Origin of the sequence: Agromyces sp. Root81, assembly GCF_001429165.1 — a bacterium.
In the GTDB taxonomy this organism is placed as follows: domain Bacteria; phylum Actinomycetota; class Actinomycetes; order Actinomycetales; family Microbacteriaceae; genus Agromyces.
On sequence record NZ_LMIR01000002.1, the window covers coordinates 1,175,282 to 1,196,688 of the forward strand.

Here is a 21,407-nt window from a genome sequence, read left to right on the forward strand (position 1 = left end):
CCCGGTGGCTTGTATCAGGTGCGTCGTCGCTCCCGTGGTCGTCGCTCCAGCAGCCGATCGAGGGCGAGCGTCGCGAGATAGAAGAGGAGCCCGAGGGCGATGGATGCCAGGACGTAGGCCCACGCCCGGGCGTACGCGCTCGAGGCTGCCGACGTCGAGATGAGGCCGCCGAGGCCGCCGCGCGGCCCGCCGAAGTACTCGGCCACGAGGGCGGAGATCACGGCGAGCGACGAGGCGATGCGGATGCCCGTGAGGATGAACGGTCGCGCCGTCGGCAGGGTGAGCGTCCGCAGCACCTGGCCCGAGCTCGCCGCAGAGGCCCTCATCAGGTCGCGGTGCACGGGCGCCGTCTGCCGGAACCCCCGAAGCGTGTTGATGAACACCGGCACGAACGACGCGAGCGCGGCGATCGCCTGGCGGCCGAACTGGCTGTCGGCGCCGAACATCGAGTTCAGCACTGGGGCGAGGGCGACGATCGGGATGACCGCGAGCGAGGCGACGACCGGTGCGCTCATCTGGTCGATCGGGCGCCACCGCGCTGCGACGGCGGCTACGAGGATGCCGAGGATCGAGCCGACGAGGAGGCCGAGCAGCGCGTTGGTGCCCGTGATGAGCATCGCCTGTGCGATCGAGGGCCAGTAGGCGATGAACTCCTCGATGATCGAGGCCGGGCTCGGCAGCAGGTAGTCGGAGACGCCCACCACGCTGACGAGGAACTGCCAGGTGCCGAGCACGATGAGCCCCACCGCGATGGGCGCGACGATGCGCAGCGTCGTCTCGGTGCGCGGGCCCATGCGCGTCGGGCGGGCCAGTCGGTTCGTACCGGTCGGTGCGGCGGTCGCGCTCATCAGCGCGTCTCCATCCCGCGCGGACCGGTGCCGACGGGTGCACCGCCGTGCAGCGCCTCGCGCACCGCGGTGACCATGTCGAAGAACGCGCGCTCCTCGCGAAGCTCATCGGTGCGGGCGGCGCGCTTCGCGTCGGCGCCGAGGCGCATCGGCACGATCTCGCGGATGCGGCCGGGACGCGGCGACATCACGACGACGCGGTCGGAGAGGAACACGGCCTCGGGGATCGAGTGGGTCACGAACACGACGGCCGCACCCGTCTCGGCCGAGATGCGCACGAGGTCGGACTGCATCTTCTCGCGCGTCATCTCGTCGAGGGCGCCGAACGGCTCGTCCATGAGCAGCAGCCTCGGCTGCTCGGCGAGCGAGCGGGCGATCGCGACGCGCTGCTGCATTCCGCCCGAGAGCTGGTCTGGGTAGCGGTCGGCGAAGTCGGTGAGCCCCACCATGTCGAGCAGTTCGGCCACGCGAGCACTGCGAGCAGCGGATGGCGCGCCGTGCAGTTCCAGCGGGAGGGCGACGTTGCCCGCGACCGTGCGCCACGGCAGGAGCCCGGCCGACTGGAACGCGATGCCGTACTCCTGGTCGAGGCGGGCGTGGCGCGCAGTCTTGCCGAACACCGTGAGCGTTCCGCTCGAGGGGTCGTCGAGGTCGGCGATGAGGCGCATGAGCGTGGACTTGCCGCACCCGCTCGGGCCGATGAGCGAGACGAACTCGCCCGCGGCGACGGTGAGGTCGATCGCGTCGAGCGCCTGCACCTGCCCGGTGCGGGTCTCGAAGACCTTGTCGACGCCGCGCACCTCGACGGCGCTCACCGCGCCACTCGCCGGTTGAGGGGGCGCGCCGGCGCCGTCTCGAAACCCGGATCCGTCCCTCATACGGCCTCCTCCGTTCGTCGGTAGTTCCTCAGCATCACGCCGAGCAGCGCGATCGAGCCCGCGGCAACGAGCCCCAGCACGATCGCGCCGAAGATCGGCGCCCACGCCTTGGACGGATCGCCGGAGGCCTGCCCGGCGAACTGGATCAGGATGCGGCCGATGCCGCCCTGCAGGCCGGTCGAGACCTCGGCGACGACCGCGCCGATCACGGCGTTGGCCGCGCCGAGCCGGAGTGCGGGCAGCAAGTAGGGCACGGATGCCGGGAAGCGCAGCTTCACGAGCGTCGTCCAGTAGCCCGCCGCGTAGCTCTGCATGAGCTCCTCGTGGATGCGGTCGGGCGACTGCAGCCCCTTCAGTGCGCCGATGGCGATCGGGAAGAACGCGAGGTAGCTCGCGATGAGCGCGACCGACATCCAGTCCTGCCACTCGAACGAGCCGATCTCGACGCGGGAGCCCCAGCTCTTCACGACCGGTGCGAACGCGATGAGCGGCACGGTCTGGCTGATCACGATCCACGGCAGGAGGCCCCACTCGGCGAGGCGCCAGCGCTGCATCACGAGCGCGAGCCCGATGCCGACGACCACGCCGACGAGCCATCCGGCGGCCGCGATGCCGAGCGTCGTGAGCGCGGCGAGCGCCACGACGCCCCAGAGCGGCTGCGCCGATGGCGAGCGCGTGACCGGTTCGCCGAGTCGCCCGATCATGTCCCAGACGTGCGGCATCGCGAGGTCGGTGGTGCGGGGCAGGATGCGGGTGGTGCCGAGCACCACGCCGTCGGCCGGACCGAGCAGCTTGTACGCCTCCCAGATCAGCACGACCGCGAGGATGCCGACGAGTCCCCACGCCGTAGCGGCGACTCTTCGTCGTGCAGCCGTGGGTTGAGGAGGCGCGCCAGCGCCGTCTCGAATCCCGACCCTACCGGTGCGGGGGTTTCGAGACGCTCCTTCGTCGCTCCTCAACCCACTGGGGGCGGTCTGGATCATGCCTTCGCCGTGAGGTGCTCGGAGAGCGCCGGGATCACGGTCTCGCCGTAGACCCGCAGCGTCTCCTCCTTGTTGTCGTGCTGGAGATAGCCGGCGAACTGGTCGACACCGAGCGCCTTCAGCTGCTCGAGCTTCTCGATGTGCTGCTCGGCGGGGCCGAGCACGCAGAACCGGTCGACGATCTCGTCGGGCACGAAGCTCGTGTGCACGTTGCCGGCGCGGCCGTGCTCGTTGTAGTCGTAGCCCTCGCGGGCCTTGATGTAGTCGGTGAGGGCGTCGGGCACCGCGCCGGCGGTATTCGACGACCCAGTGCCGTACTTCGCGACGATGTCGGCCACGTGGTTGCCGACCATTCCGCCGAACCAGCGGCACTGCTCGCGCATGTGCTCCCAGTCGTCGCCGATGTACATGGGCGCGGCGACGCAGAACTTGATCGACATCGGGTCGCGCCCTGCGGCCTCGGCCGCGTCGCGCACGTGCGTGATCATCCACGCGGCGATGTCGACGTCGGCCAGCTGCAGGATGAATCCGTCGCCCACCTCGCCCGCGAGCTTCAGCGCCATCGGGCCGTAGGCGGCGACCCAGACGTCGAGCTCGGAGCCGTGACTCCACGGGAACTGGAGCTGCGAGCCGTGGTACTCGACCGGGCGCGAGTTCGCGAGCTCGCGGATGACGTGGATCGCCTCGCGGAGCTCGGCGATCGTCGTCGGCTTGCCGTTGGTCACGCGCACGGCCGAGTCGCCGCGGCCGATGCCGCAGATCGTGCGGTTGCCGTACATCTCGTTGAGGGTCGCGAAGATCGACGCCGTCACCGTCCAGTCGCGCGTCGCCGGGTTGGTGACGAACGGCCCGACCTTGACCTTGCGGGTCTCGGCGAGGATCTGACTGTAGATGACGTAGGGCTCCTGCCAGAGCAGGTGCGAGTCGAAGGTCCACACGTGCGTGAACCCGTGGTTCTCCGCGAGCTTCGCGAGCTGGATGGTGCGCGATGCCGGGGGGTTGGTCTGCAGGACCGCTCCGAATTCCATCCGTGCTCCCTTCCTTCGTTCGGTGGGTTGAGGAGGCCGCTCGCGGCCGTCTCGAAACCCACGTCGGTGTTCAGATCAGGTACTGGCTCAAGCCGCGCTTGAGGAACCGGCCGTCGCCCTTGGTGCCGAGGTACTGGTCGCCGTCGACGATGACCTTCCCCCGCGAGAGCACGGTGTCGACGTGGCCGTCGATCTCGTAGCCCTCCCATGCGGAGTAGTCCATGTTCATGTGATGGGTCTTGTCGAGCCCGATCGAGGTGTGGCCGTTCGGGTCGTAGACGACGATGTCGGCGTCGGCGCCCGGCTGGATGACCCCCTTCGTGCCGTAGAGCCCGAACATGCGGGCGGGCGTGGTGCTCGTGAGCTCGACCCAGCGTTCGAGGGTGATCTCACCGGTGACGACGCCCTGGTACATGAGGTCCATGCGGTGCTCGATCGAGCCGATGCCGTTCGGGATCTTGCGGAAGTCGCCGAGGCCGAGTTCCTTCTGGTCCTTCATGCAGAACGGGCAGTGGTCGGTCGAGACCATCTGCAGGTCGTTCGTGCGCAGCGCCTGCCACATCGAGTCCTGGTGGCCCTCTTCACGCGAGCGGAGCGGCGTCGAGCAGACCCACTTCGCCCCCTCGAACGACCCCCACTGCTCGCCCTCCGCGCCGAGCTGGTCCTCGAGGCTCAGGTAGAGGTACTGCGGGCAGGTCTCGCCGTAGACGTTCTGGCCCTTGTCACGCGCCCAGGCGAGCTGCTCGACGGCCTGCTTCGCCGACACGTGCACGATGTAGAGCGGCGCACCCGTGAGCTTCGCGAGCATGATCGCCCGGTGGGTGGCCTCCTCCTCCATCTCCCAGGCGCGCGCGACGCCGTGGTAGAACGGGTCGGTCCTGCCCTGCTCGACCAGCTGGGCCGCGAGCACGTCGATCGCCGGGCCGTTCTCGGCGTGCATCATCGTGAGCATGCCCGTGTCGCGCGAGACCTGCATGGCCTTCAGGATCTGCGCGTCGTCGGAGTAGAAGACGCCCGGGTAGGCCATGAACATCTTGAAGCTCGTGATGCCCTCGTCGGGCAGCCGGCGGAGCGTCGCGAGCGACGCCTCGTTCACGTCGCCGACGATCTGGTGGAAGCCGTAGTCGATGGCGCAGTTGCCCGCCGCCTTCTCGTGCCATGCCGCGAGCCCGTCTTCGATGCGCTGCCCGTAGGTCTGCACCGCGAAGTCGATGATCGAGGTCGTGCCGCCCCAGGCGGCCGAGCGCGTTCCGGTCTCGAACGTGTCGGATGCCTCGGTGCCGCCGAACGGCAGCTGCATGTGCGTGTGCGCGTCGATGCCGCCGGGGATGACGTACCTGCCGGCGGCGTCGATCACCCGGTCGACGGATGCCGCGACATCCGTGCCCAGCAGTGCGGCGCCTGGCTCGAGCACGGCGCGGATCGTCTCGCCGTCGACGAGCACGTCGGCTGCGGCGCGGCCCGTGGCGCTCACGACGGTGCCGCCGGTGATGAGGGTGGTGGTCATGTTCGCTCCTTCGCGTGGCTCGTCGCTTACGGCTTGGGGATGGAGGTGTACGAGTCGGGTCGGCGGTCGCGGTAGAACTGCCAGGCGTTGCGGACGTTCCTGATCATGTCCATGTCGAGGTCGCGCACGACGACCTCCTCGTCGGTCTCCGAGCCGTAGTCGCCGACGATGTTGCCCTGCGGGTCGCAGAACTGGCTCTTGCCGTAGAAGTTCACGGCGAGGTCGCCGTACTCGTTGTCCTCGAGGCCGACGCGGTTGGCCGCGGCGACGAAGTAGCCGTTCGCGGCGGCTGCGGCCGGCTGCTCGAGCTCCCAGAGCCGGTTCGACAGGCCCGGCTTCGTCGCGTTCGGGTTGAAGACGATCTGCGCGCCGTTCAGGCCGAGCTCGCGCCAGCCCTCGGGGAAGTGCCGGTCGTAGCAGATGTAGACGCCGATCGGCCCGACAGCGGTGTTGAACACGGGATAGCCGAGGTTGCCGGGGCGGAAGTAGAACTTCTCCCAGAACTTGTCGAGGTTCGGGATGTGGTGCTTGCGGTACGAGCCGAGGATCGTGCCGTCGGCGTCGACGACGACTCCGGTGTTGTAGTAGACGCCCGGCTGCTCCTCCTCGTAGATCGGCAGCACCATGACCATGCCGAGTTCCTTCGCGAGTGCGGCGAAGCGCTGCACGATCGGGCCGTCGGCGGGCTCGGCGTAGTCGTAGTACTTCACGTCTTCGGTGATGCCGAAGTACGGGCCGTAGAAGAGCTCCTGGAAGCAGATGACCTGGGCGCCCTGCTCCTTCGCATCGCGGGCGAACTGCTCGTGCTTGTCGAGCATGGACGCCGTGTCGCCGGTCCAGGTCGTCTGCGTGATGGCCGCTCGGACGATCGTCATATTGCCTCCTGAGTCGGTCGGCGTCGTCGCCGTGCACTCGATGGGCGTGGAACAGAGCTGCTCACCGGGTGGTGCTGTGACGCCGAGGCTGTGCTGCGGACTGCAAGTCCGGAGCTCCCGAACGGGCACGCGACCCGTTCTGTTATTGTTCGGCGTGAACATTTCTCTTGTGTTTCACACTGTGACGTTGTGGTTACTTATCTTGTCCCTCACGTCGTGAGGAGGCAATGGTCATGTCAGGTATTCATGTGAATGGTTCTCGGATGACTGCGGTACGACTGGAGGGCGCCGAGCTCATCGCGCTCGCGGAATTCGGCGAGACGACCCCGCGCGGCATCGCGGGGGTGATCGCGCGGCTCGTGAACTCCGGCGAACTCGCGCCCGGCACGCGCCTGCCGACCGTGCGCGAGCTCGCGGGCGAACTCGGCGTCAGCCCGGCCACGGTAAGCCAGGCCTGGCAGGCGCTCTCGCGCACCGGACTCATCGAGTCGCGGGGCCGGGCCGGCAGCTTCGTGCGGCCGATCTCCCAGGGGTGGCTGGCGCCGCGCATGCGCGGCATGGCCGCTCCGAACGATCCCGTGCGCCTCGACCTCTCGCGCGGCACGCCCGACCCGCTCCTGCTGCCCGCGCTCGGCCCGGCGCTCTCGCGGGTCTCGGCACGCGCCGAGACCGGGAGCTACCAGGCCGAGCCCGTGATCCCGGGGCTCGCATCGGTGCTCGCCGATTCCTGGCCCTCCGAGGCCGAGACGATCATGGTCGTCGACGGCGCCCTCGATGCGATCTCGCGCACCCTCGACGAGGTCGTGCGCTACGGCGACCGGGTCGTGGTCGAGAGTCCGGGCTTCCCGCCGTTCCTCGACCTGCTCGACCTGCTCGGGGCCGAGGCGGTGCCCGTCGCGGTCGACGAAGCCGGCATGACGCCCGACGCGCTCGCCCGCGCGCTGCATCGGCAGCCCGTCGCGGTGCTGCTGCAGCCACGTGCGCAGAATCCCACCGGGGCGTCGATGACGGTCGGCCGCGCCGAGGCGCTGGCGCGGGTCATCCGCTCGGCTGAGCGAGCAGGCGATGTCGTCGTCATCGAAGACGACCACTCGGGCATGATCTCGACCGCTGGCGACGTGACGCTCGGCACGTGGCTGCCCGATCGGGTCGTGCACGTGCGCAGCTTCTCGAAGTCGCATGGGCCCGACCTGCGCATCGCCGCCGTCGGCGGGCCGCGCGACCTCGTCGACCGCATCGCAGCGCGCCGCATGCTCGGCCCCGGCTGGACTTCGCGGATGCTGCAGACGATCCTGCTCGACCTGCTCACCGACGGCACCTCGCTCGACGCCGTGGCCGAGGCGCGGCGGCAGTACTTCACCCGGCAGCGCGCACTCGGCGATGCACTGCGGGCGCGCGGCGTGCCGGTCGCACCGGCCGACGGCGTGAACCTGTGGATGCCGGTGCTGAGCGAGCGATCGGCGCTCGTGCAGCTCGCGGCGGCGGGCGTGCGCGTCGCCGCGGGCACCCCGTTCCTCGCAGCCTCGGGGAACGGCACGCCCGGCGCGGGCAATGGGCGATCGCGGCCCGGCGGCGAGTTCGTGCGGGTCACCGTCGGCATGGTGCGGGACGACGTCGCCGAGGTCGCCGATGCGCTCGCGACCGCCGCCCAGCACGTCGTGGCGGGCGGGTACTGAGGCGCCTGCCGCTCTGCCTGCCGAGCCGCCTACTCGGCGAGGATGCGGAGGATGTCTCGGAGCCGGCCGGTCTGCTCCGCGCCGAGCGCGCGTTCGATCTCGGCGTTGGCCTCGGCCGATGCAACGACGGCTGCTCGGCAGAACTCGGCGCCGCGTCGGTCGAGCCGCACGATGGTGGCGCGCTGGTCGGCCGGGTCGGTCTCGGTCGTGACGTAGCCGGCCGCCACCAGGGCGCGGACGAGGGCGCTCATCGCCTGCCGGCTGATCCCGGCTCGCGCGGCGAGGGTGGAGACCCGGGTTCCGTCTGGGTCGAGCGCGGAGAAGACGGCCACATGCGCCTGGTGCACGCTGCCGTACCCCCGTTCGGCCAGTCGCTCGAAGATCGCTGCCGTCAGCGCTCGCGAGACCGCACCGATGGTGTGGGTGAGGTCGTGCCGACTGGCCTCTTCGAACTCCCGCAACGCGTCACCGTGCATTAGGCAACCTCCTTGACAACTTAGGCAACGCGATTGACTATTAACGCAACCCGGTTTCCTACCGGCAATCCTCCCAGATTCGAGGTCATCGATGTCAGGCACCATCACCGTCCCCGCGCTCGGCGACACCCTCCCGAACATCCAGCTGGTCGACGAGGCCGGCACGGCTTCGCGTGTGATGGACGACGTCGGCGAACACGGCGCGGTCGTCTTCTTCATGCGGACCAGCACCTGCCCCGTGTGCCATGCGCACGTGCGCGAGCTGCAGCGGATGTCGGATGCGGGCCAGTTGCGCGGCGCACGCGCCGTCGTCGTCACTCCGGGCGGCGCGGCCGAAGCCGCCGCAGTCGCCCGGCGCACGACCCTCAGCGTGTTCGCATCGGGAGAGCGTCACCGCGACGTCGGACTCGGCCGGTTCCTCACCATGCAGCACAGCGGCACCTTCGTCGTCGACGCGGCCGGCCGGGTGCTCGCACGCCGGGCCAGCGCCCTGCCGACCGGGAGCTTCTCCAAGCGCGAGATCCTCAGCGCGCTGGGGTGATGCAGGAGCCGGTCACCCCTTCGCGCCGCCCGGCACCCTGACGTAGCGATCGGGCGTCATCGTCAGCTCCGCCCGGCCACCGGTGATCGATCGCAGGTCGAGCACGTAGCGGCCGAGTTCGGCCTCGGGCACGTTCGCGACGATCCGCGCGTGCCCGTCGGCGGTCGCCTCCGTGGCATTGACGCGGCCGCGGCGACCGGAGAGATCGGTCAGCACCGTGCCCTGCAGTTCGCTCGGCACCGTGACGGTCACGAGCGACACGGGCTCGAGCAGCACCGTGCCCGCCTCGGCGAGAGCCGCCTTCACCCCGATCGACGCCGCCGTGCGGAAGGCCATGTCGGAGGAGTCGACCGAGTGCGACTTGCCGTCGACCAGTTCGACGCGCACGTCGACGACCGGATGCCCCTGCGGCCCGCCCGCCGCGAGGGCGTCGTGCGCCCCCTTCTCGACGGCCGGGATGTACGAGCGCGGCACCGCCCCGCCCACCACCGAGTCGACGAACTCGAATCCGCCGCCGAGCGGCATCGGCGAGACCCGCAGCTGCACGACGGCGAACTGGCCGTGCCCGCCCGACTGCTTCTTGAGCCGCCCCTCGACCTCGGCCCGGCCGGCGATGGTCTCGCGGTACGCGATCGGCGCCGGCGAGGTCGTGACGTGCACGCCGAACACTCGGGCGAGCCGCTCGACGGCGACCGCGACATGCGTGTCGCCGAGGCCGCGGATGATCGCCGCGCCGCCCGTGCGGTCGATCACGAGCGTGGGGTCCTCGGCGACGATGCGGCCGAGCGAGGTCATGAGCTTCTCGTCGTCGGACTGCGTCGCCGGCTCGAGCCGCTCCGCGTACACCGGCTCGCGCCGCGGCAGCGGCGCCGGCTGGGCACTGCCGTTCGCCCGGGCCCACAGCAGGGTTCCCGACGGGGAGCCCGTGAGCTTCGCGACCGCGCCGACCTCACCGGCGCGCAGCACGTCGGCCGGCAGGTGCTCGGCCCCCCGCAGCCGGAAGAGCCCGTGCAGGCGCTCGTCGGCGCCGGTGGTGGCGTTGTGCAGCCGGTCGCTCGGCCTGACGACGCCCGAGAGCACCTTGAACATGGACACCTGCCCGACGAACGGGTCGGCCACGGTGCGGAAGACGTGCAGCACCGTCTCGCCGTCGGGGTTCGGCGCGACGGCCACCTCGGTGCCGCCCATCACGATCCGGCTGTCGTGGTCGAGCGCCGACGGCGCCAGCGCGCACACGAGGTCGGCGACGCGGTCGACGCCGGTGCCCGTCACCGCGGAGCAGACGACCACCGGGATCGCCTCGCCGGTCGCCACTTCGCGGGCGAGGGTGCGCTCCAGCTCGGATGCCGCGGGCTCGCGCCCGTCGAGGTACGCCTCGAGCTGCTGGTCGTCGTGCGACACGATCTCCTCGGTCACCTCGACGTGCAGGCGATGCTCCTCCACCTCGACCGCCGGTGGAAGCGGCTCGTCGTGATGGCGCCCGGCATCGTCGTAGACGAGCGCCTGCTCGCTGAGCACATCGGCGAGCGCGGTGAAGTCGTGCTCCTCGCCGAGCGGCAGCTCGAGCGCCACGAGTCGGTCGCCGAATGCGGCACGCAGCTCCTCCAGCACCCGGCGGAAGTCGGCGCGGGCCTTGTCCTCCTGGGTGATGACGACGATGCGCGGCACGCCCGCGGCCGCCGCTGCGGCCCAGGCGACATGCGTGCCCGCGGTCACGCCGTCGACCGCGCTCACGGTCAGCATCGCGACATCCGCCACCGCCAGCGCCGTGTCGAGGCCGCCGATGAAATCGGGATGCCCCGGTGCGTCGGCGAGGGTCATGGTGTGCTCGGTGCCGTCGGGCGCGGCCCAGCCCAGGTGCGCGAGGGAGAGCCCGAGGGTCATGCCTCTCGCGATCTCCTCGGGCTCGTGGTCGCCGGTCGTGGTGCCCTGGTCGACGCTGCCCGCCCTCGGGATCGCGCCGGCTCGCAGCAGCAGCGCTTCGAGCAGGGTCGTCTTACCGGAACCCGCTCCGCCCACGAGGGCGACGGTCCGGTGAGTCGGGGTCGATGCCGAGTTCATGAGGCCTCCCGCGCCGGTGCGGTGCTGTCCGTCCATCGTGGACCCGACGGACCGTGAGCGCCAGCCCTCAGGGTGATCGATGGCCGGCGGAAGGCCGCTGAGGGATCAGCCCGCCTGGATGAGCCGGACCCCGGCCTGCTCGAGCTCGCGCATCGCGGTGGCGGCGGCATCCGCGTCGGTGACGACCCCGGCCACCTCGTCGAGCGGCAGCACCCGGTAGGTCGAGGCCGCGCCGATCTTCTCGGTGCTCGCGAGCACGTAGGTCTCGGCGGCCGACCGCGCGAGCGCGCGCTTCATCGCCGCCTCCTCCGCATCGCCGGTGGTGAGACCGGCTTCGGCGTGCACGCCGGTGACGCCGAGGAAGAACAGGTCGGCACTGACATCGCGCAGCGCCTCGACGGCGATCGCACCGCACGTGACCATCGAGTGCCGGTAGACCCGGCCGCCGATGAGCTGCAGCTCGATGTGCTCGTGCTCGGCGAGCGCCACGGCGATGGTCGGGCTGTGGGTGATGACCGTGGCATGCAGCGAGCGCGGCAGCGCGTCGACGAGCGCGAGCGTGCTGGTGCCGCCGTCGAGCAGCACGGTCGCGCCCGGCTCGATGAGGCGGGCCGCGGCCACGGCGATGCGGTGCTTGCTCTCGGGCTCGATGCGCGTGCGCGCCTCGTAGGGCGAGGTGGCCGGCGAGGCCGGCAGCGCTCCCCCGTACACGCGCTGGCAGAGTCCGGCGGCGGCGAGGTCGCGAAGGTCACGGCGGATCGTGTCCTCGGAGATCGCGAGGTCAGCGGCGGCCTCGGCGGCGACGATCCGGCCGTCCCGATGCAGCCGTTCGAGCAGCAGTTCACGGCGCTGCGCAGTCAGCATGCACGTTCCTCCTTGTTTCTACACATTGTTGCACGTTATGGTGTCGGGCATGACGAAACCACTGCTCATTCTCATCGCCGGTCCCTACCGTTCGGGCACCGACGGCGACCCCGCCCGCATCGCCCGCAACCTCGAACGCCTCGAGCAGGCGTCATGGCCGATCTACGAACGCGGCCACGTGCCGATGATCGGCGAGTGGGTCGCGCTGCCGATCCTGCGGGTGGGGTCGACGGATGCCTCGGGCTCCGCCGCGCCCGACGGCGACACCCCGACCGGCGACGCCGAGGCCGACACCTCCGCCGCCGCGCCCGTCGAGGGCGACGTCATGTACACGACCGCCCACCGCCTCCTGCAGCACTGCGACGCCGTGCTGCGGCTGGAGGGCGCCTCGCACGGCGCCGACCAGGACGTGCGCATCGCGGAGGCCAGGGGCATCCCGGTGTACCGGTCGATCGACGAGATCCCGGTGCTCGGCGCCGCGGCCTGACCACGGGTCGGGATCACTCGTGTCGCACGGGACCACGGTTGTCGATGGTCCGGTGCGACACGAGCGGTCCCGAACGGTCGACTCGCACGCGGCCGTAGGGTTGAACCGTGCAGATCACGGTGCTCGCGGGCGGAGTCGGAGGATCGCGCTTCGTGCGCGGCGTGCGCGAGGAGTGCGCGCGGCGCCTGCCCGACGGGGGTGCCGAGGCATCCCTTCGACAGGCTCAGGACAGCGCCGTCACCGTGGTCGTGAACACGGGCGACGACCTCTGGCTCGCGGGCCTGCGCCTCATGCCCGACTTCGACTCGCTGCTCTACTCGCTCGCCGGCGTCAACGACACCGAGCGCGGCTGGGGGCGTGCCGGCGAGACCGAGCGCGTCTCCGCCGAGCTCCGCGAGTGGGGCGTCGGCTGGCCGTGGTTCACCCTCGGCGACCTCGACCTCGGCACCCACCTCGCCCGCACCGCGTGGCTCCACGAGGGCGCGACGCCGTCCGACGTGGCGCATCGCCTGCAGCGGCGATGGCCGCTCGGCGTGCAGCTGATCCCCGCGACCGACACCGAGGTCGACACCCACGTGCTCGTCGCCGACCCAGACGAGCTCGGCGGCGAACGCGAGATGCACTTCCAGGAATGGTGGACGAGGTACCGCGCTACCCTGCCCGCGATCGCATTCCGGCAACGGAACATCGAGCAGGCCCGGCCCGCGCCGGGCGTCGTCGAGGCGATCGTCGGCGCCGACCTGGTGCTCGTGGCGCCCTCGAACCCCGTCGTCTCGATCGGCACGATCCTCGACGTGCCCGGCATCCGCGAGGCGCTCGCCGAGACCTCGGCGCCCGTCATCGGCGTCTCCCCGATCATCGGCGGCAAGGTCGTGCGCGGCATGGCCGACGCGTGCCTCGCCGCGATCGGCGTCGAGACGAGCGCCGAGGCGGTGGGCCGGCACTACGGGGCGAGGGCGCACGGCGGCCTGCTCGACGCCTGGCTCGTCGACGAAGCGGATGCCGCCGCGCTCCCCGCGCTCGAAGGGATCGGGCTCACCGCGGCATCCGCCCCGCTCTGGATGCGCGACCCCGACACCTCGGCCGCCCTCGCCGGCGCGGCGATCGACCTCGGGCGCGCCCTCGCCCGGCCGGCGCCTCACCCGGAGGGCGCGGCATGACCGACGGTTCGGCGGGCGACGCCGACTACTCCCGCATCGGCACCGGGTACACCCGCTACCGGCAGCCCGAACCCGAGATCGCCGCGGCGATCTCGGCGGCGCTCGGCGCCGCACGCACCGTCGTGAACGTCGGAGCGGGCGCGGGGTCGTACGAGCCGACCGATCGCACCGTCACGCCCGTCGAACCCTCGGCGACGATGCGGTCGCAGCGTCCGGAGCACCTTGCTCGGGCGATCGAGGCGGCCGCAGAGGCGCTGCCCTTCGCGACCGACGCCTTCGACGCGGCGCTCTCGACGTTCTCGGTGCACCAGTGGAGCGACCTCGACGGCGGCCTCGCGGAGCTCCGCCGCGTCGCGGCAGGGCCGGTCGTGATCCTCACCTGCGACCCCGCGCGCCTCGACCGCTTCTGGCTCGCCGAGTACGCGCCCGAGGTCATCGCCACCGAGGCGCAGCGCTTCCCGGCCATCGACCGCATCGCCGACGCGCTCGGCGGCGAGGTGACGGTGGAGACCGTGCCGATTCCGCTCCTCTGCCGTGACGGCTTCGGCGAGGCGTACTACGGCCGCCCCGAAGGGCTGCTCGACCCGGGCGCGCGCCGCGCGAACTCGGCGTGGAGCTTCGTCGGCCCCGACGTGGAGCCCCGCTTCGAGGCCTCCCTCCGACGAGATCTCGACGACGGAACGTGGGACGCGAAGCACGGCGAGCTGCGCCGGCTCCCCCACTACGACGGCTCGCTCGTGCTCGTGCGCGCGCTGCCCTGATCTCGCACGAGCACACTCCCCACGACCGGGCGTCCGAGGTCTAGGATTGAGCCCGACCCGCCGGTCTGGATCTGATCGGCGTGTGCGGCCCGGCATTGGGCTGCGAGTCCCCGACGAAGTCGGTGTCCTGCTCGCACGCCATCCGGAGGCCTGATGCCCACGTCCCGTTCCCTCGCCATCGCCGCGCCCTTCGCCGCGATCCTCCTCCTCGCCGGGTGCGCGAGCGGCAGCGCGGCCGGCCCCGATGACGCGGATGCCGGCGGCGGCGCCGGCGCTGCGGCATCCGGGTTCCCGCTCACGCTCGACAACTGCGGCACCGAGGTCGCCTTCGAGTCGGCGCCCGAGCGAGTCGTGACGATCAAGTCGTCGACCCTCGAGCTGCTGCTCGCCCTCGGACTCGAGGACCGCGTCGTCGGCGCGGCGTTCAGCGACGGCCCGGCGCCCGACGCCTACGCCGAGGCGGCGGCGGGCATCGAGGTGCTCTCCGACAAGGTGCCGTCGCAGGAGGCGACGCTCGCAGCCGAACCCGACCTCGTCTTCGCGGGCTGGGAGTCGAACCTGTCGGCCGAGGGCGCCGGCGACCGCGAGACCCTCGCGAAGCTCGGGGTCGCCACATACGTCGCTCCCGCCGCCTGCAAGGGCGAGGGCTACATGCCGAACCCGCTCACCTTCGACGAGGTCTTCCGCGAGTTCGAGGAGGCCGGCGACATCTTCGGCGTCCCGGATGCCGCGGCGGAGCTCGTCGCTGAGCAGCGGGCCGAGCTCGCGGCGATCGAGCCGAACTCCGACGGTCTCACGGCGCTCTGGTACAGCTCGGGCGATGAGACGCCGTTCGTCGGCGCCGGCATCGGCGCGCCGCAGATGATCATGGAGGCCGCAGGCCTCGAGAACATCGCGGCCGACGTCGAGGACACCTGGACCTCGATGGGCTGGGAGGCGATCGTCGACGCGAACCCCGACGTCATCGTGCTCGTCGACGCCGCGTGGAACACCGCCGAGCAGAAGATCGCGCACCTCGAGTCGAACGCGGCGACCGCGGTGCTGCCCGCCGTGCAGGCGAAGCGGTACCTCGTGGTCGACTTCCCCGCGACCGAGGCGGGCGTGCGCAACGTCGGTGCGGTCGCCTCGCTCGTCGAGCAGCTCGGAGCGCTCGGCTGATGAAGACCCCGCGGGTTGAGGAGGCGCGCCAGCGCCGGGAGACCCCGCGGGTTGAGGAGGCGCGCCAGCGCCGTCTCGAAACCCCCACACCTCAGCAGGCCGGTTTCGAGACGCTCGCTCCTCGACCTGCGCGGCGCGCACGCACGGCGCTCTGGGCCGTCGTGCTCGGCGCGGCGCTCGTGGCTTCCGTCGTCGCGGCCGTCACCATCGGCCCGGCGGGACTCGCGCCCGCCGACGTCGTCGCGAGCGTGCTGGCGCACCTCGGCATCGGCGATCCGACGCTGAGCCCCCTCCGCGACGGCATCGTCTGGGAGCTGCGGATGCCCCGCGTGCTCACCGCCGCCGCGGTCGGCGCCGGTCTCGCGCTCTGCGGCGCGGTCATGCAGGCGCTCACACGCAACCCGCTCGCCGATCCGTACCTGCTCGGCCTCTCGTCGGGCGCCTCGGTCGGCGCGGTCGTCGTCATCGTGCTCGGCGTCGGCCTGCTGCTGCCCGTCGCCGCGTTCGCCGGTGCCCTCGCGGCACTCATCGCGACGCTCGCCCTCGCGGGAGCGGCGGGTCGCGGCTCGACTCGCGGCTCGGCCGGCGCCCTCTCCCCCACCCGCACCGTGCTCGCCGGGCTCGCCGTCTCGGCGATGTTCGGTGCGATCACGAGCCTCGTCATCTTCTGGAGCGCGACTGGCGACAGCTACCGCGAGATCCTCAACTGGCTGCTCGGCTCGCTCGCCGGCACCGACTGGGTCTCGGTCGCGATCGCGGGCGGGGCGCTCGTCGCCATCGGCATCCCGCTCATCGCGAGCGCCCGCACCCTCGACGCCTTCGCGTTCGGCGATGCCGCGGCATCCGCTCTCGGGGTGCACGTGGGCCGCAGCCGCGTGCTCCTGCTCGGCGGCACGGCCCTGCTCACGGGTGCGCTCGTGGCGGTGAGCGGGTCGATCGGGTTCGTCGGCCTCATCCTTCCCCACGGCGTGCGGCTGCTCGTCGGCTCGCGGCACCGCGCGCTGCTGCCGCTGTCGGCGCTCGCGGGGGCGTTGTTCCTCGTCTGGGCCGACACCGCGGCACGCACCCTCTTCGACCCTCGCGAGCTGCCGGTCGGCATCATCACGGCGCTCGTCGGCGGACCGGTGTTCGCGCTGCTCCTCATGCGACGGAGGGTCTCGTGACCGATGGGCTCGACCTCTCCCGCGTGCGCTTCTCGCGCACCGGTCGCCTCGTCGTCGACGATGTCGACGTCACCGTGCCCGCGGGCTCGCTCGGCGCACTGATCGGCCCGAACGGCGCAGGCAAGTCGACGCTGCTGCACCTCATCGCGGGCATCCAGCGAGCGGATGCCGGTGCGCTCGCGTTCGCCGGCGAGGACCTCGCCGCCCTGCGCCGCCGCGACCGGGCCCGCCGCATCGCCCTCGCCGAGCAGGAGACGCACGACGCCCCAGAACTGCGCGTCGAGGAGGTCGTGGCCCTCGGACGCACCCCGCACCTCGGGCCGTGGTCGGGGCTCGGCGCCCGCGACCACGCCGTCGTCGCCGAGTCGCTCGCGGCCCTCGGCCTCGAGTCGCTCGCGACGCGCGAGTACTCGACGCTCTCAGGCGGAGAGCGCCAGCGCGTGAACCTCGCCAGAGCGCTCGCCCAGGAACCCGATCTGCTGCTGCTCGACGAACCGACGAACCACCTCGACGTGCGGGCGCAGCTGACGAGCCTCGAACTGCTCCGCGCGCTCGCCCAGTCGGGGCGCACGGTGCTCGCCGCCCTGCACGATCTCGGCCTCGCCGCCGCGTACGCCGATCACGTCATCGTGCTCGACGGCGGCCGGGTCGTGGCATCCGGTGCCCCGGCCGAGGTGCTCGAACCCGGTCTGATCCGCGGGGTGTGGGGTGTCGAGGCCGAGGTGCTCGCGCACCCGTCGACGGGCCGGCCGCTCATCGCCTACTCGGGCGTGGCCGCGCCGCTCGCACCGCAGGTCGCGCTCGAGGCCCCGCTCGACGCGCGTCCGTGACCCGCCACCCGACGGGCTCGGCGTCTACTGCGGCGCGCCGGCGTCGGTGTCTGCACGGTTGCGGGAGTTCCGTGCGATCTCCTCGGTGGCGTCCGCGATCCGGCGCAACGCGCCGATGATGCTGATGCCGCCGAGGAGGACCAGCACGCCGAATGCTGCAACCCAGAAGTCCATGCGACGAGCCTAGGGGCAGCCTGCACGGCGCGCATCGTCCCGACGTGGCCAGAACACGATGCCGAACTCTCGGTACCGAAGTACCGAAGTACCGTGGCCCTTCAGTGGGGAACGCTCCTCGATCCTGCGTACGATGCAGGCGATGCCGTGCCAGATGGCCCGAGTGCACGCCAGACCTCGGAAGGCCCTGCTTTTCGGCCGGCGCGCGTAGCCTGAGGGGATGACGCGAACGGCCTACGAGGCGCAGCCTCGCGATCGACTGCTCGACGGCATCGCCGAGGAGTTCCTGCACAACGCGCCGCACGGGCGGCGACTGATCGCGGTCGAAGGCGCGGCATCAGCGTCGACATCGACATCCGCATCAGCCGATGCCGCGCGCTTCGCCGACGACCTCGCGGCGGCGCTCACCGCCCACGGACAGAGCGTCGTGCGGGCCACGGTCGGCAACGCCGACGAAGCCGCGCTGCGCGCCGACACCATCGAGCCGTTCCGCGCGGCCATCCTGCCCGGAGCATCCGATGACGCGGTGCTCGTCGTCGACGGCCGGGGCCTCCTCGACGGAGGCGCACGCGGCATCTGGCACTTCTCGCTGTGGCTGCTCGCGGGCGACGAACTGCCGCACTCCGGGGCATCCGTCATCGTCGACGTCACCGAACCCGGAACGCCGAGGCGCTTCTTCTATGACTACTGCGCGCTGCCGCCGAGCGCGAACCGAGCGGGCCTGAGCTGAGCGAGCGGATGCCTCACGAGAGCACGTCCTTCGTGAGCATGCGGCTCACAGCGAGTGCACCGAACGCGACCACGTAGCCGGCCTGCAGCACGGCGTTGTCGACGAAGGAGTCCCAGACGGGCGGCTCGCGCAGCAGGTCGGCGAAGCCCAGCCAGTACTGCGTGAAGAGCCACGGGTGCAACCACTCGAGCTGCGGCAGCGCACCCATGATCTGCGAGACCACCGCCAGGATTGCCGTCGCGGCCATCGCGCCGACCGGCACCGTCGTGAGCGTCGACAGGAACAGGCCGATCGCCGACATGCCGAGCAGCGACACCGTGACGTAGGCGGCGATGGAGAGGAACCGCAGCAGCCCCTCGCCGACGCTCACCGTCGCTCCCGAGAGCAGCGTCACCGGTCCCACCGGGAACAGCGCCCAGCCGATGAGGCTGCCGACGACCACGACCGTGAGCGTCGCCGCCGCGCAGAACACCGCGGTCGCCCCGTACTTCACGACGAGGAGGCGAACGCGCCCCGCCGGAGCGATGAGGAGGTAGCGCAGCGTGCCGTGGCTCGCCTCGCCGGCGATGGTGTCGCCCGCGACGACGCCGATGGTGAGCGGAAGGAACAGCGGCATCGCCACGACCATCGCGGTGACCCCGACGAACAGGCCGTTCTCGGTGATCTGCCCGAGGAACGCCGGGCCGCGACCGCTCGGGGCGTCGCCCGCGATCCGGATCGCCACGGCGATGAGGATCGGGATGAGCGCGAGTGCGCCGAGCAGCGCCCAGGTGCGACGCCGGCGGAAGAGCGTGAGCAGTTCGGAGGCGAAGAGGGAGAGGGTGCCGCCGCGTGCCCCCGCCGGTCGAGGAGCCGACGGAGGAGGCGTCTCGAGACCCGCGGTCGCGCCCTCGCCGTCACTGGACAACGTCGAACCCCTCGCCCGTGAGCTCGACGAACCGCTGCTCGAGGCTCGCCCGTTCGACCTCGAACCCCCGCACCCGCACGCCGCCGGCGACGAGCGCCGCGACGACGGCCTCTGGCGCGATCTCCGACGGCCCGACGCGGGCGGCGACGGTGTGCTCGACGGCGGCGCGGTCAGGGTCGTCGTCGACGTGCATGCCGAGCCCCTGCAGCACTCGTCGCGCCCCTGCGCCGTCGGGCGTGCGCACGAGCACGCGCGCCTCGCCGCCATCGCGGAACTCCGCGAGCGTGCCCTGCGCCACGAGCCGCCCGGCGCTCATGACCCCGACGTGCGAGCACACCTGCTCGACCTCGGCCAGCAGGTGGCTCGACACGAACACCGTCGTGCCGTCGTCGGCGAGCGAGCGGATGAGCGAGCGCACCTCGCGGGTGCCCTGCGGGTCGAGTCCGTTCGTCGGCTCGTCGAGCACGAGCAGCTCGCGGCGCATGAGCAGGGCATTTGCGATGCCGAGCCGCTGCTTCATGCCGAGCGAGTAGGCGTGCACCTTCTTGCCGCCGGCGTGCGAGAGTCCGACCCGGTCGAGCGCCTCGTCGACGCGTGCCGCCCGCGTTCGGCGGGGTGCGTGCCGGTCGGCGGCGTCGAACCGACGCAGGTTCGAGACCCCGGAGAGGTACGGCGAGAACGCCGGGCCCTCGACGAGTGCACCGACCCGCGGCAGCACCGAGTCGACGTGCCGCGGCATGTCGGTGCCGAGCACCCGCGCGCCGCCGGCGCTCGCCGTGACGAGCCCGAGCAGCATGCGGATCGTGGTGGTCTTGCCGGATCCGTTCGGGCCGAGGAATCCGAATACCGCACCGCGCGGCACCGCGAGGTCGACGCCGTCGACGGCGAGCTGGGAGCGGAACCGCTTGGTGAGTCCGTGCGTCTCGATCGCGAGGTCGCGCCGGTCGCCCCGGTCGCCGACCTCGGCGCCGTCGCTCGACCCGCCGGTCAACGACCGCTCGCGGCGGCGTCGAGCAGGCGGTCGGCGGTCACCGCGCCGGCGAGCACGCGCCCGTCGTCGGTGAGGAGCACGGTCGCGAGCGAGGTGTGCAGGACGCGCCCGCCCTCGACCGACTCGGTGAGCGAGCCGAGCAGGGCGGATGCCTCGGGGTCGAGTCCGCCCGCGGTGTCATCGCCGGCCGCGCCGAGGCCCGCCGCGCCCATCGGCAGCACGACCACGGCCGACCAGCCCTCGCCGATGACCTCGGGCTGCGGCATCCGATCGCCCGCTTCGCCCTCGCCGGCGGCGTGCTCGGCCTGCATCTGCTCGAGCTCGGCGAGCGTGGGGACCGGCACTTCGTGCTCGGTCACCGCGGTGCCCTCGGGCGGAGTGAACGCGAACACCGACGCATCGGGTGCGTCGAACGACACCTCGTGAACGCCACGCTGAACGCCGGCTCCGAAGCCCCGTGCGCCGTCACCGACGCGGCGAGCGCGACGCCCGTCTCGCCATCGATCGCCACGGAGATCTCACCGATGAGCGTGTCCGCGTCCTGCGGCTCGAGCACGAGCTCGTACACCTCGCGGCCCGCGACACGGGCATCGGTGCCGACGCTCACGTCGGTGGTCTGGTCGAGCCTCGCGAGCGCCTGGTCGAGCACCTCTTCGGGGGTCGGCAGCGGCGTGCCGAGCTCGGCCTCGAGCCGGTCGCGCGCCTCGTCGGCGTGCGCCTCGGCCTCGGCTTCGACCTCGGTCTTCAGCGCCTCGAGTGCCGCCCGATCGACCGTGACGTGCGTGGCCGCCTGTTCGGCGGAGTCGTAGACCCACGCGCCGTCCTCCGAGAGGTAGACGTCGCGTTCGGCGAGCGGGTCGAGCACCTGCAGGCGCGCGTTCGTGCCGTCGAGGTACACGCGCGCGGTGTGGGTTCCGGTCGCGAGCGAGATCAGGTCCTCGAGATCGGTCGCGGATGCCCCGTCGCCGGTGGCATCGTCGCCGAGCGGTCCGTCGGGCCCGAACTTGTCGCCGCCCGCGCCACCCATCGCCCCGGTGAGCCCGGAGAGATCGGGGAGCCCGAGCTCGGAGGCCTGCTCGATCGTGCCCGACAGTGCGTCGACCTCGCTGTCCGCCGCGAACTCGAGCAGCTCGGCGGGGGTCAGGTCGGGAAGGTCGACGGCCGCGTTCGCCTGCATCGGCACGACCACGATGGCGACGCCGATCGCGATCGGCGCGGCGATAGCGGGGATCCAGCGGCTGAGCCGCCGAGACGCCCCGTTGCCGTCTTGGGCGCGCATGCGCTCAGGCTACGCCGAGCGGCGGCATCC

23 protein-coding genes are annotated in these 21,407 nt (G+C 71.8%); 9 read left to right on the plus strand and 14 right to left on the minus strand.

The features are described 5' to 3' along the window. Positions 1 to 14: 14 nt before the first annotated feature. The 6 genes from ASE14_RS10555 to ASE14_RS10580 form a co-directional block, all read right to left on the minus strand. Positions 15 to 848: an ABC transporter permease gene (locus ASE14_RS10555; protein ID WP_056654461.1), complete on the minus strand. Its 834-nt coding sequence runs from the start codon at positions 846 to 848 to the stop codon at positions 15 to 17. Further along, positions 848 to 1,726 (minus strand): ABC transporter ATP-binding protein, encoded by an 879-nt coding sequence (locus ASE14_RS10560; RefSeq protein WP_056654463.1) that lies wholly within the window; start codon positions 1,724 to 1,726, stop codon positions 848 to 850. The genes ASE14_RS10555 and ASE14_RS10560 overlap by 1 nt, the downstream gene beginning before the upstream one ends. Further along, positions 1,723 to 2,541, minus strand: coding sequence for an ABC transporter permease (locus tag ASE14_RS10565; RefSeq protein ID WP_369816476.1), 819 nt, complete (start codon positions 2,539 to 2,541; stop codon positions 1,723 to 1,725). The genes ASE14_RS10560 and ASE14_RS10565 overlap by 4 nt, the downstream gene beginning before the upstream one ends. A 164-nt stretch (positions 2,542 to 2,705) precedes the next feature. Further along, complete coding sequence (locus tag ASE14_RS10570) at positions 2,706 to 3,737, minus strand: TIGR03842 family LLM class F420-dependent oxidoreductase (protein WP_056654465.1); 1,032 nt, start codon at positions 3,735 to 3,737, stop codon at positions 2,706 to 2,708. 70 nt (positions 3,738 to 3,807) lie between these two features. Beyond that, complete coding sequence (gene hydA / locus ASE14_RS10575; protein WP_056654467.1) at positions 3,808 to 5,244, minus strand: dihydropyrimidinase; 1,437 nt, start codon at positions 5,242 to 5,244, stop codon at positions 3,808 to 3,810. Between the two features lie 26 nt (positions 5,245 to 5,270). Continuing rightward, on the minus strand, positions 5,271 to 6,119 hold the full coding sequence (locus tag ASE14_RS10580; protein WP_056654469.1) for a nitrilase-related carbon-nitrogen hydrolase: 849 nt from the start codon (positions 6,117 to 6,119) through the stop codon (positions 5,271 to 5,273). 263 nt (positions 6,120 to 6,382) lie between these two features. Between ASE14_RS10580 and ASE14_RS10585 the strand changes: the two genes are divergently transcribed. After that, entirely contained in the window at positions 6,383 to 7,795 is a 1,413-nt protein-coding gene (locus ASE14_RS10585) for an aminotransferase class I/II-fold pyridoxal phosphate-dependent enzyme (RefSeq protein WP_056654470.1), read from the plus strand. Positions 7,796 to 7,824: 29 nt separating this feature from the next. On the opposite strand, the gene ASE14_RS10590 is transcribed toward ASE14_RS10585, so the two are convergent. Further along, positions 7,825 to 8,271: a MarR family winged helix-turn-helix transcriptional regulator gene (locus tag ASE14_RS10590; protein ID WP_056654471.1), complete on the minus strand. Its 447-nt coding sequence runs from the start codon at positions 8,269 to 8,271 to the stop codon at positions 7,825 to 7,827. A 91-nt stretch (positions 8,272 to 8,362) separates the two neighbouring features. Here ASE14_RS10590 and ASE14_RS10595 point away from each other — a divergent pair, with 91 nt between their 5' ends. Continuing rightward, the gene (locus ASE14_RS10595; protein ID WP_056654472.1) at positions 8,363 to 8,812 is read left to right on the plus strand and encodes a redoxin domain-containing protein; all 450 of its coding nucleotides are present in this window, start codon (positions 8,363 to 8,365) and stop codon (positions 8,810 to 8,812) included. A gap of 12 nt (positions 8,813 to 8,824) precedes the next feature. Here ASE14_RS10595 and ASE14_RS10600 read toward each other — a convergent pair whose 3' ends face one another. Together ASE14_RS10600 and ASE14_RS10605 are read right to left on the minus strand one after the other, a co-directional pair. Further along, positions 8,825 to 10,909 (minus strand): elongation factor G, encoded by a 2,085-nt coding sequence (locus ASE14_RS10600; protein WP_369816477.1) that lies wholly within the window; start codon positions 10,907 to 10,909, stop codon positions 8,825 to 8,827. Positions 10,910 to 10,978: 69 nt separating this feature from the next. Beyond that, positions 10,979 to 11,737, minus strand: coding sequence for a DeoR/GlpR family DNA-binding transcription regulator (locus ASE14_RS10605; protein WP_056654473.1), 759 nt, complete (start codon positions 11,735 to 11,737; stop codon positions 10,979 to 10,981). 49 nt (positions 11,738 to 11,786) lie between these two features. Between ASE14_RS10605 and ASE14_RS10610 the strand changes: the two genes are divergently transcribed. The 6 genes from ASE14_RS10610 (at position 11,787) to ASE14_RS10635 (ending at position 17,296) form a co-directional block, all read left to right on the plus strand. Further along, a complete protein-coding gene (locus tag ASE14_RS10610; RefSeq protein ID WP_056656191.1) occupies positions 11,787 to 12,224 on the plus strand; it encodes a hypothetical protein in 438 nt (145 codons plus the stop codon). Positions 12,225 to 12,331: 107 nt separating this feature from the next. Further along, on the plus strand, positions 12,332 to 13,384 hold the full coding sequence (gene cofD, locus ASE14_RS10615; RefSeq protein WP_056654475.1) for a 2-phospho-L-lactate transferase: 1,053 nt from the start codon (positions 12,332 to 12,334) through the stop codon (positions 13,382 to 13,384). Beyond that, on the plus strand, positions 13,381 to 14,145 hold the full coding sequence (locus ASE14_RS10620) for a class I SAM-dependent methyltransferase (RefSeq protein ID WP_056654476.1): 765 nt from the start codon (positions 13,381 to 13,383) through the stop codon (positions 14,143 to 14,145). The genes cofD and ASE14_RS10620 overlap by 4 nt, the downstream gene beginning before the upstream one ends. Positions 14,146 to 14,298: 153 nt before the next feature. Next, entirely contained in the window at positions 14,299 to 15,303 is a 1,005-nt protein-coding gene (locus ASE14_RS10625; RefSeq protein ID WP_056654479.1) for a putative F420-0 ABC transporter substrate-binding protein, read from the plus strand. After that, the gene (locus ASE14_RS10630) at positions 15,303 to 16,466 is read left to right on the plus strand and encodes a putative F420-0 ABC transporter permease subunit (protein WP_082600497.1); all 1,164 of its coding nucleotides are present in this window, start codon (positions 15,303 to 15,305) and stop codon (positions 16,464 to 16,466) included. Before ASE14_RS10625 ends, ASE14_RS10630 begins: the two co-directional genes overlap by 1 nt. Then, entirely contained in the window at positions 16,463 to 17,296 is an 834-nt protein-coding gene (locus ASE14_RS10635) for an ABC transporter ATP-binding protein (RefSeq protein WP_056654482.1), read from the plus strand. Before ASE14_RS10630 ends, ASE14_RS10635 begins: the two co-directional genes overlap by 4 nt. A 24-nt stretch (positions 17,297 to 17,320) precedes the next feature. On the opposite strand, the gene ASE14_RS20565 is transcribed toward ASE14_RS10635, so the two are convergent. Continuing rightward, entirely contained in the window at positions 17,321 to 17,470 is a 150-nt protein-coding gene (locus ASE14_RS20565) for a hypothetical protein (RefSeq protein ID WP_157372935.1), read from the minus strand. Positions 17,471 to 17,690: 220 nt separating this feature from the next. On the opposite strand from ASE14_RS20565, the gene ASE14_RS10640 reads away from it, so the two are divergent. Continuing rightward, entirely contained in the window at positions 17,691 to 18,200 is a 510-nt protein-coding gene (locus ASE14_RS10640; RefSeq protein ID WP_056654485.1) for a hypothetical protein, read from the plus strand. 13 nt (positions 18,201 to 18,213) lie between these two features. Here ASE14_RS10640 and ASE14_RS10645 read toward each other — a convergent pair whose 3' ends face one another. From ASE14_RS10645 to ASE14_RS10660, 4 genes are read right to left on the minus strand one after another with little or no spacing between them, the layout of a single operon-like run. After that, on the minus strand, positions 18,214 to 19,107 hold the full coding sequence (locus ASE14_RS10645) for an ABC transporter permease (protein WP_056654488.1): 894 nt from the start codon (positions 19,105 to 19,107) through the stop codon (positions 18,214 to 18,216). After that, positions 19,097 to 20,098: an ABC transporter ATP-binding protein gene (locus ASE14_RS10650; RefSeq protein WP_056654490.1), complete on the minus strand. Its 1,002-nt coding sequence runs from the start codon at positions 20,096 to 20,098 to the stop codon at positions 19,097 to 19,099. The genes ASE14_RS10645 and ASE14_RS10650 overlap by 11 nt, the downstream gene beginning before the upstream one ends. Continuing rightward, positions 20,095 to 20,457 (minus strand): hypothetical protein, encoded by a 363-nt coding sequence (locus ASE14_RS10655; RefSeq protein WP_157372936.1) that lies wholly within the window; start codon positions 20,455 to 20,457, stop codon positions 20,095 to 20,097. The genes ASE14_RS10650 and ASE14_RS10655 overlap by 4 nt, the downstream gene beginning before the upstream one ends. Next, positions 20,454 to 21,377 (minus strand): hypothetical protein, encoded by a 924-nt coding sequence (locus ASE14_RS10660; RefSeq protein WP_056654493.1) that lies wholly within the window; start codon positions 21,375 to 21,377, stop codon positions 20,454 to 20,456. The genes ASE14_RS10655 and ASE14_RS10660 overlap by 4 nt, the downstream gene beginning before the upstream one ends. Between the last annotated feature and the right edge of the window lie 30 nt (positions 21,378 to 21,407).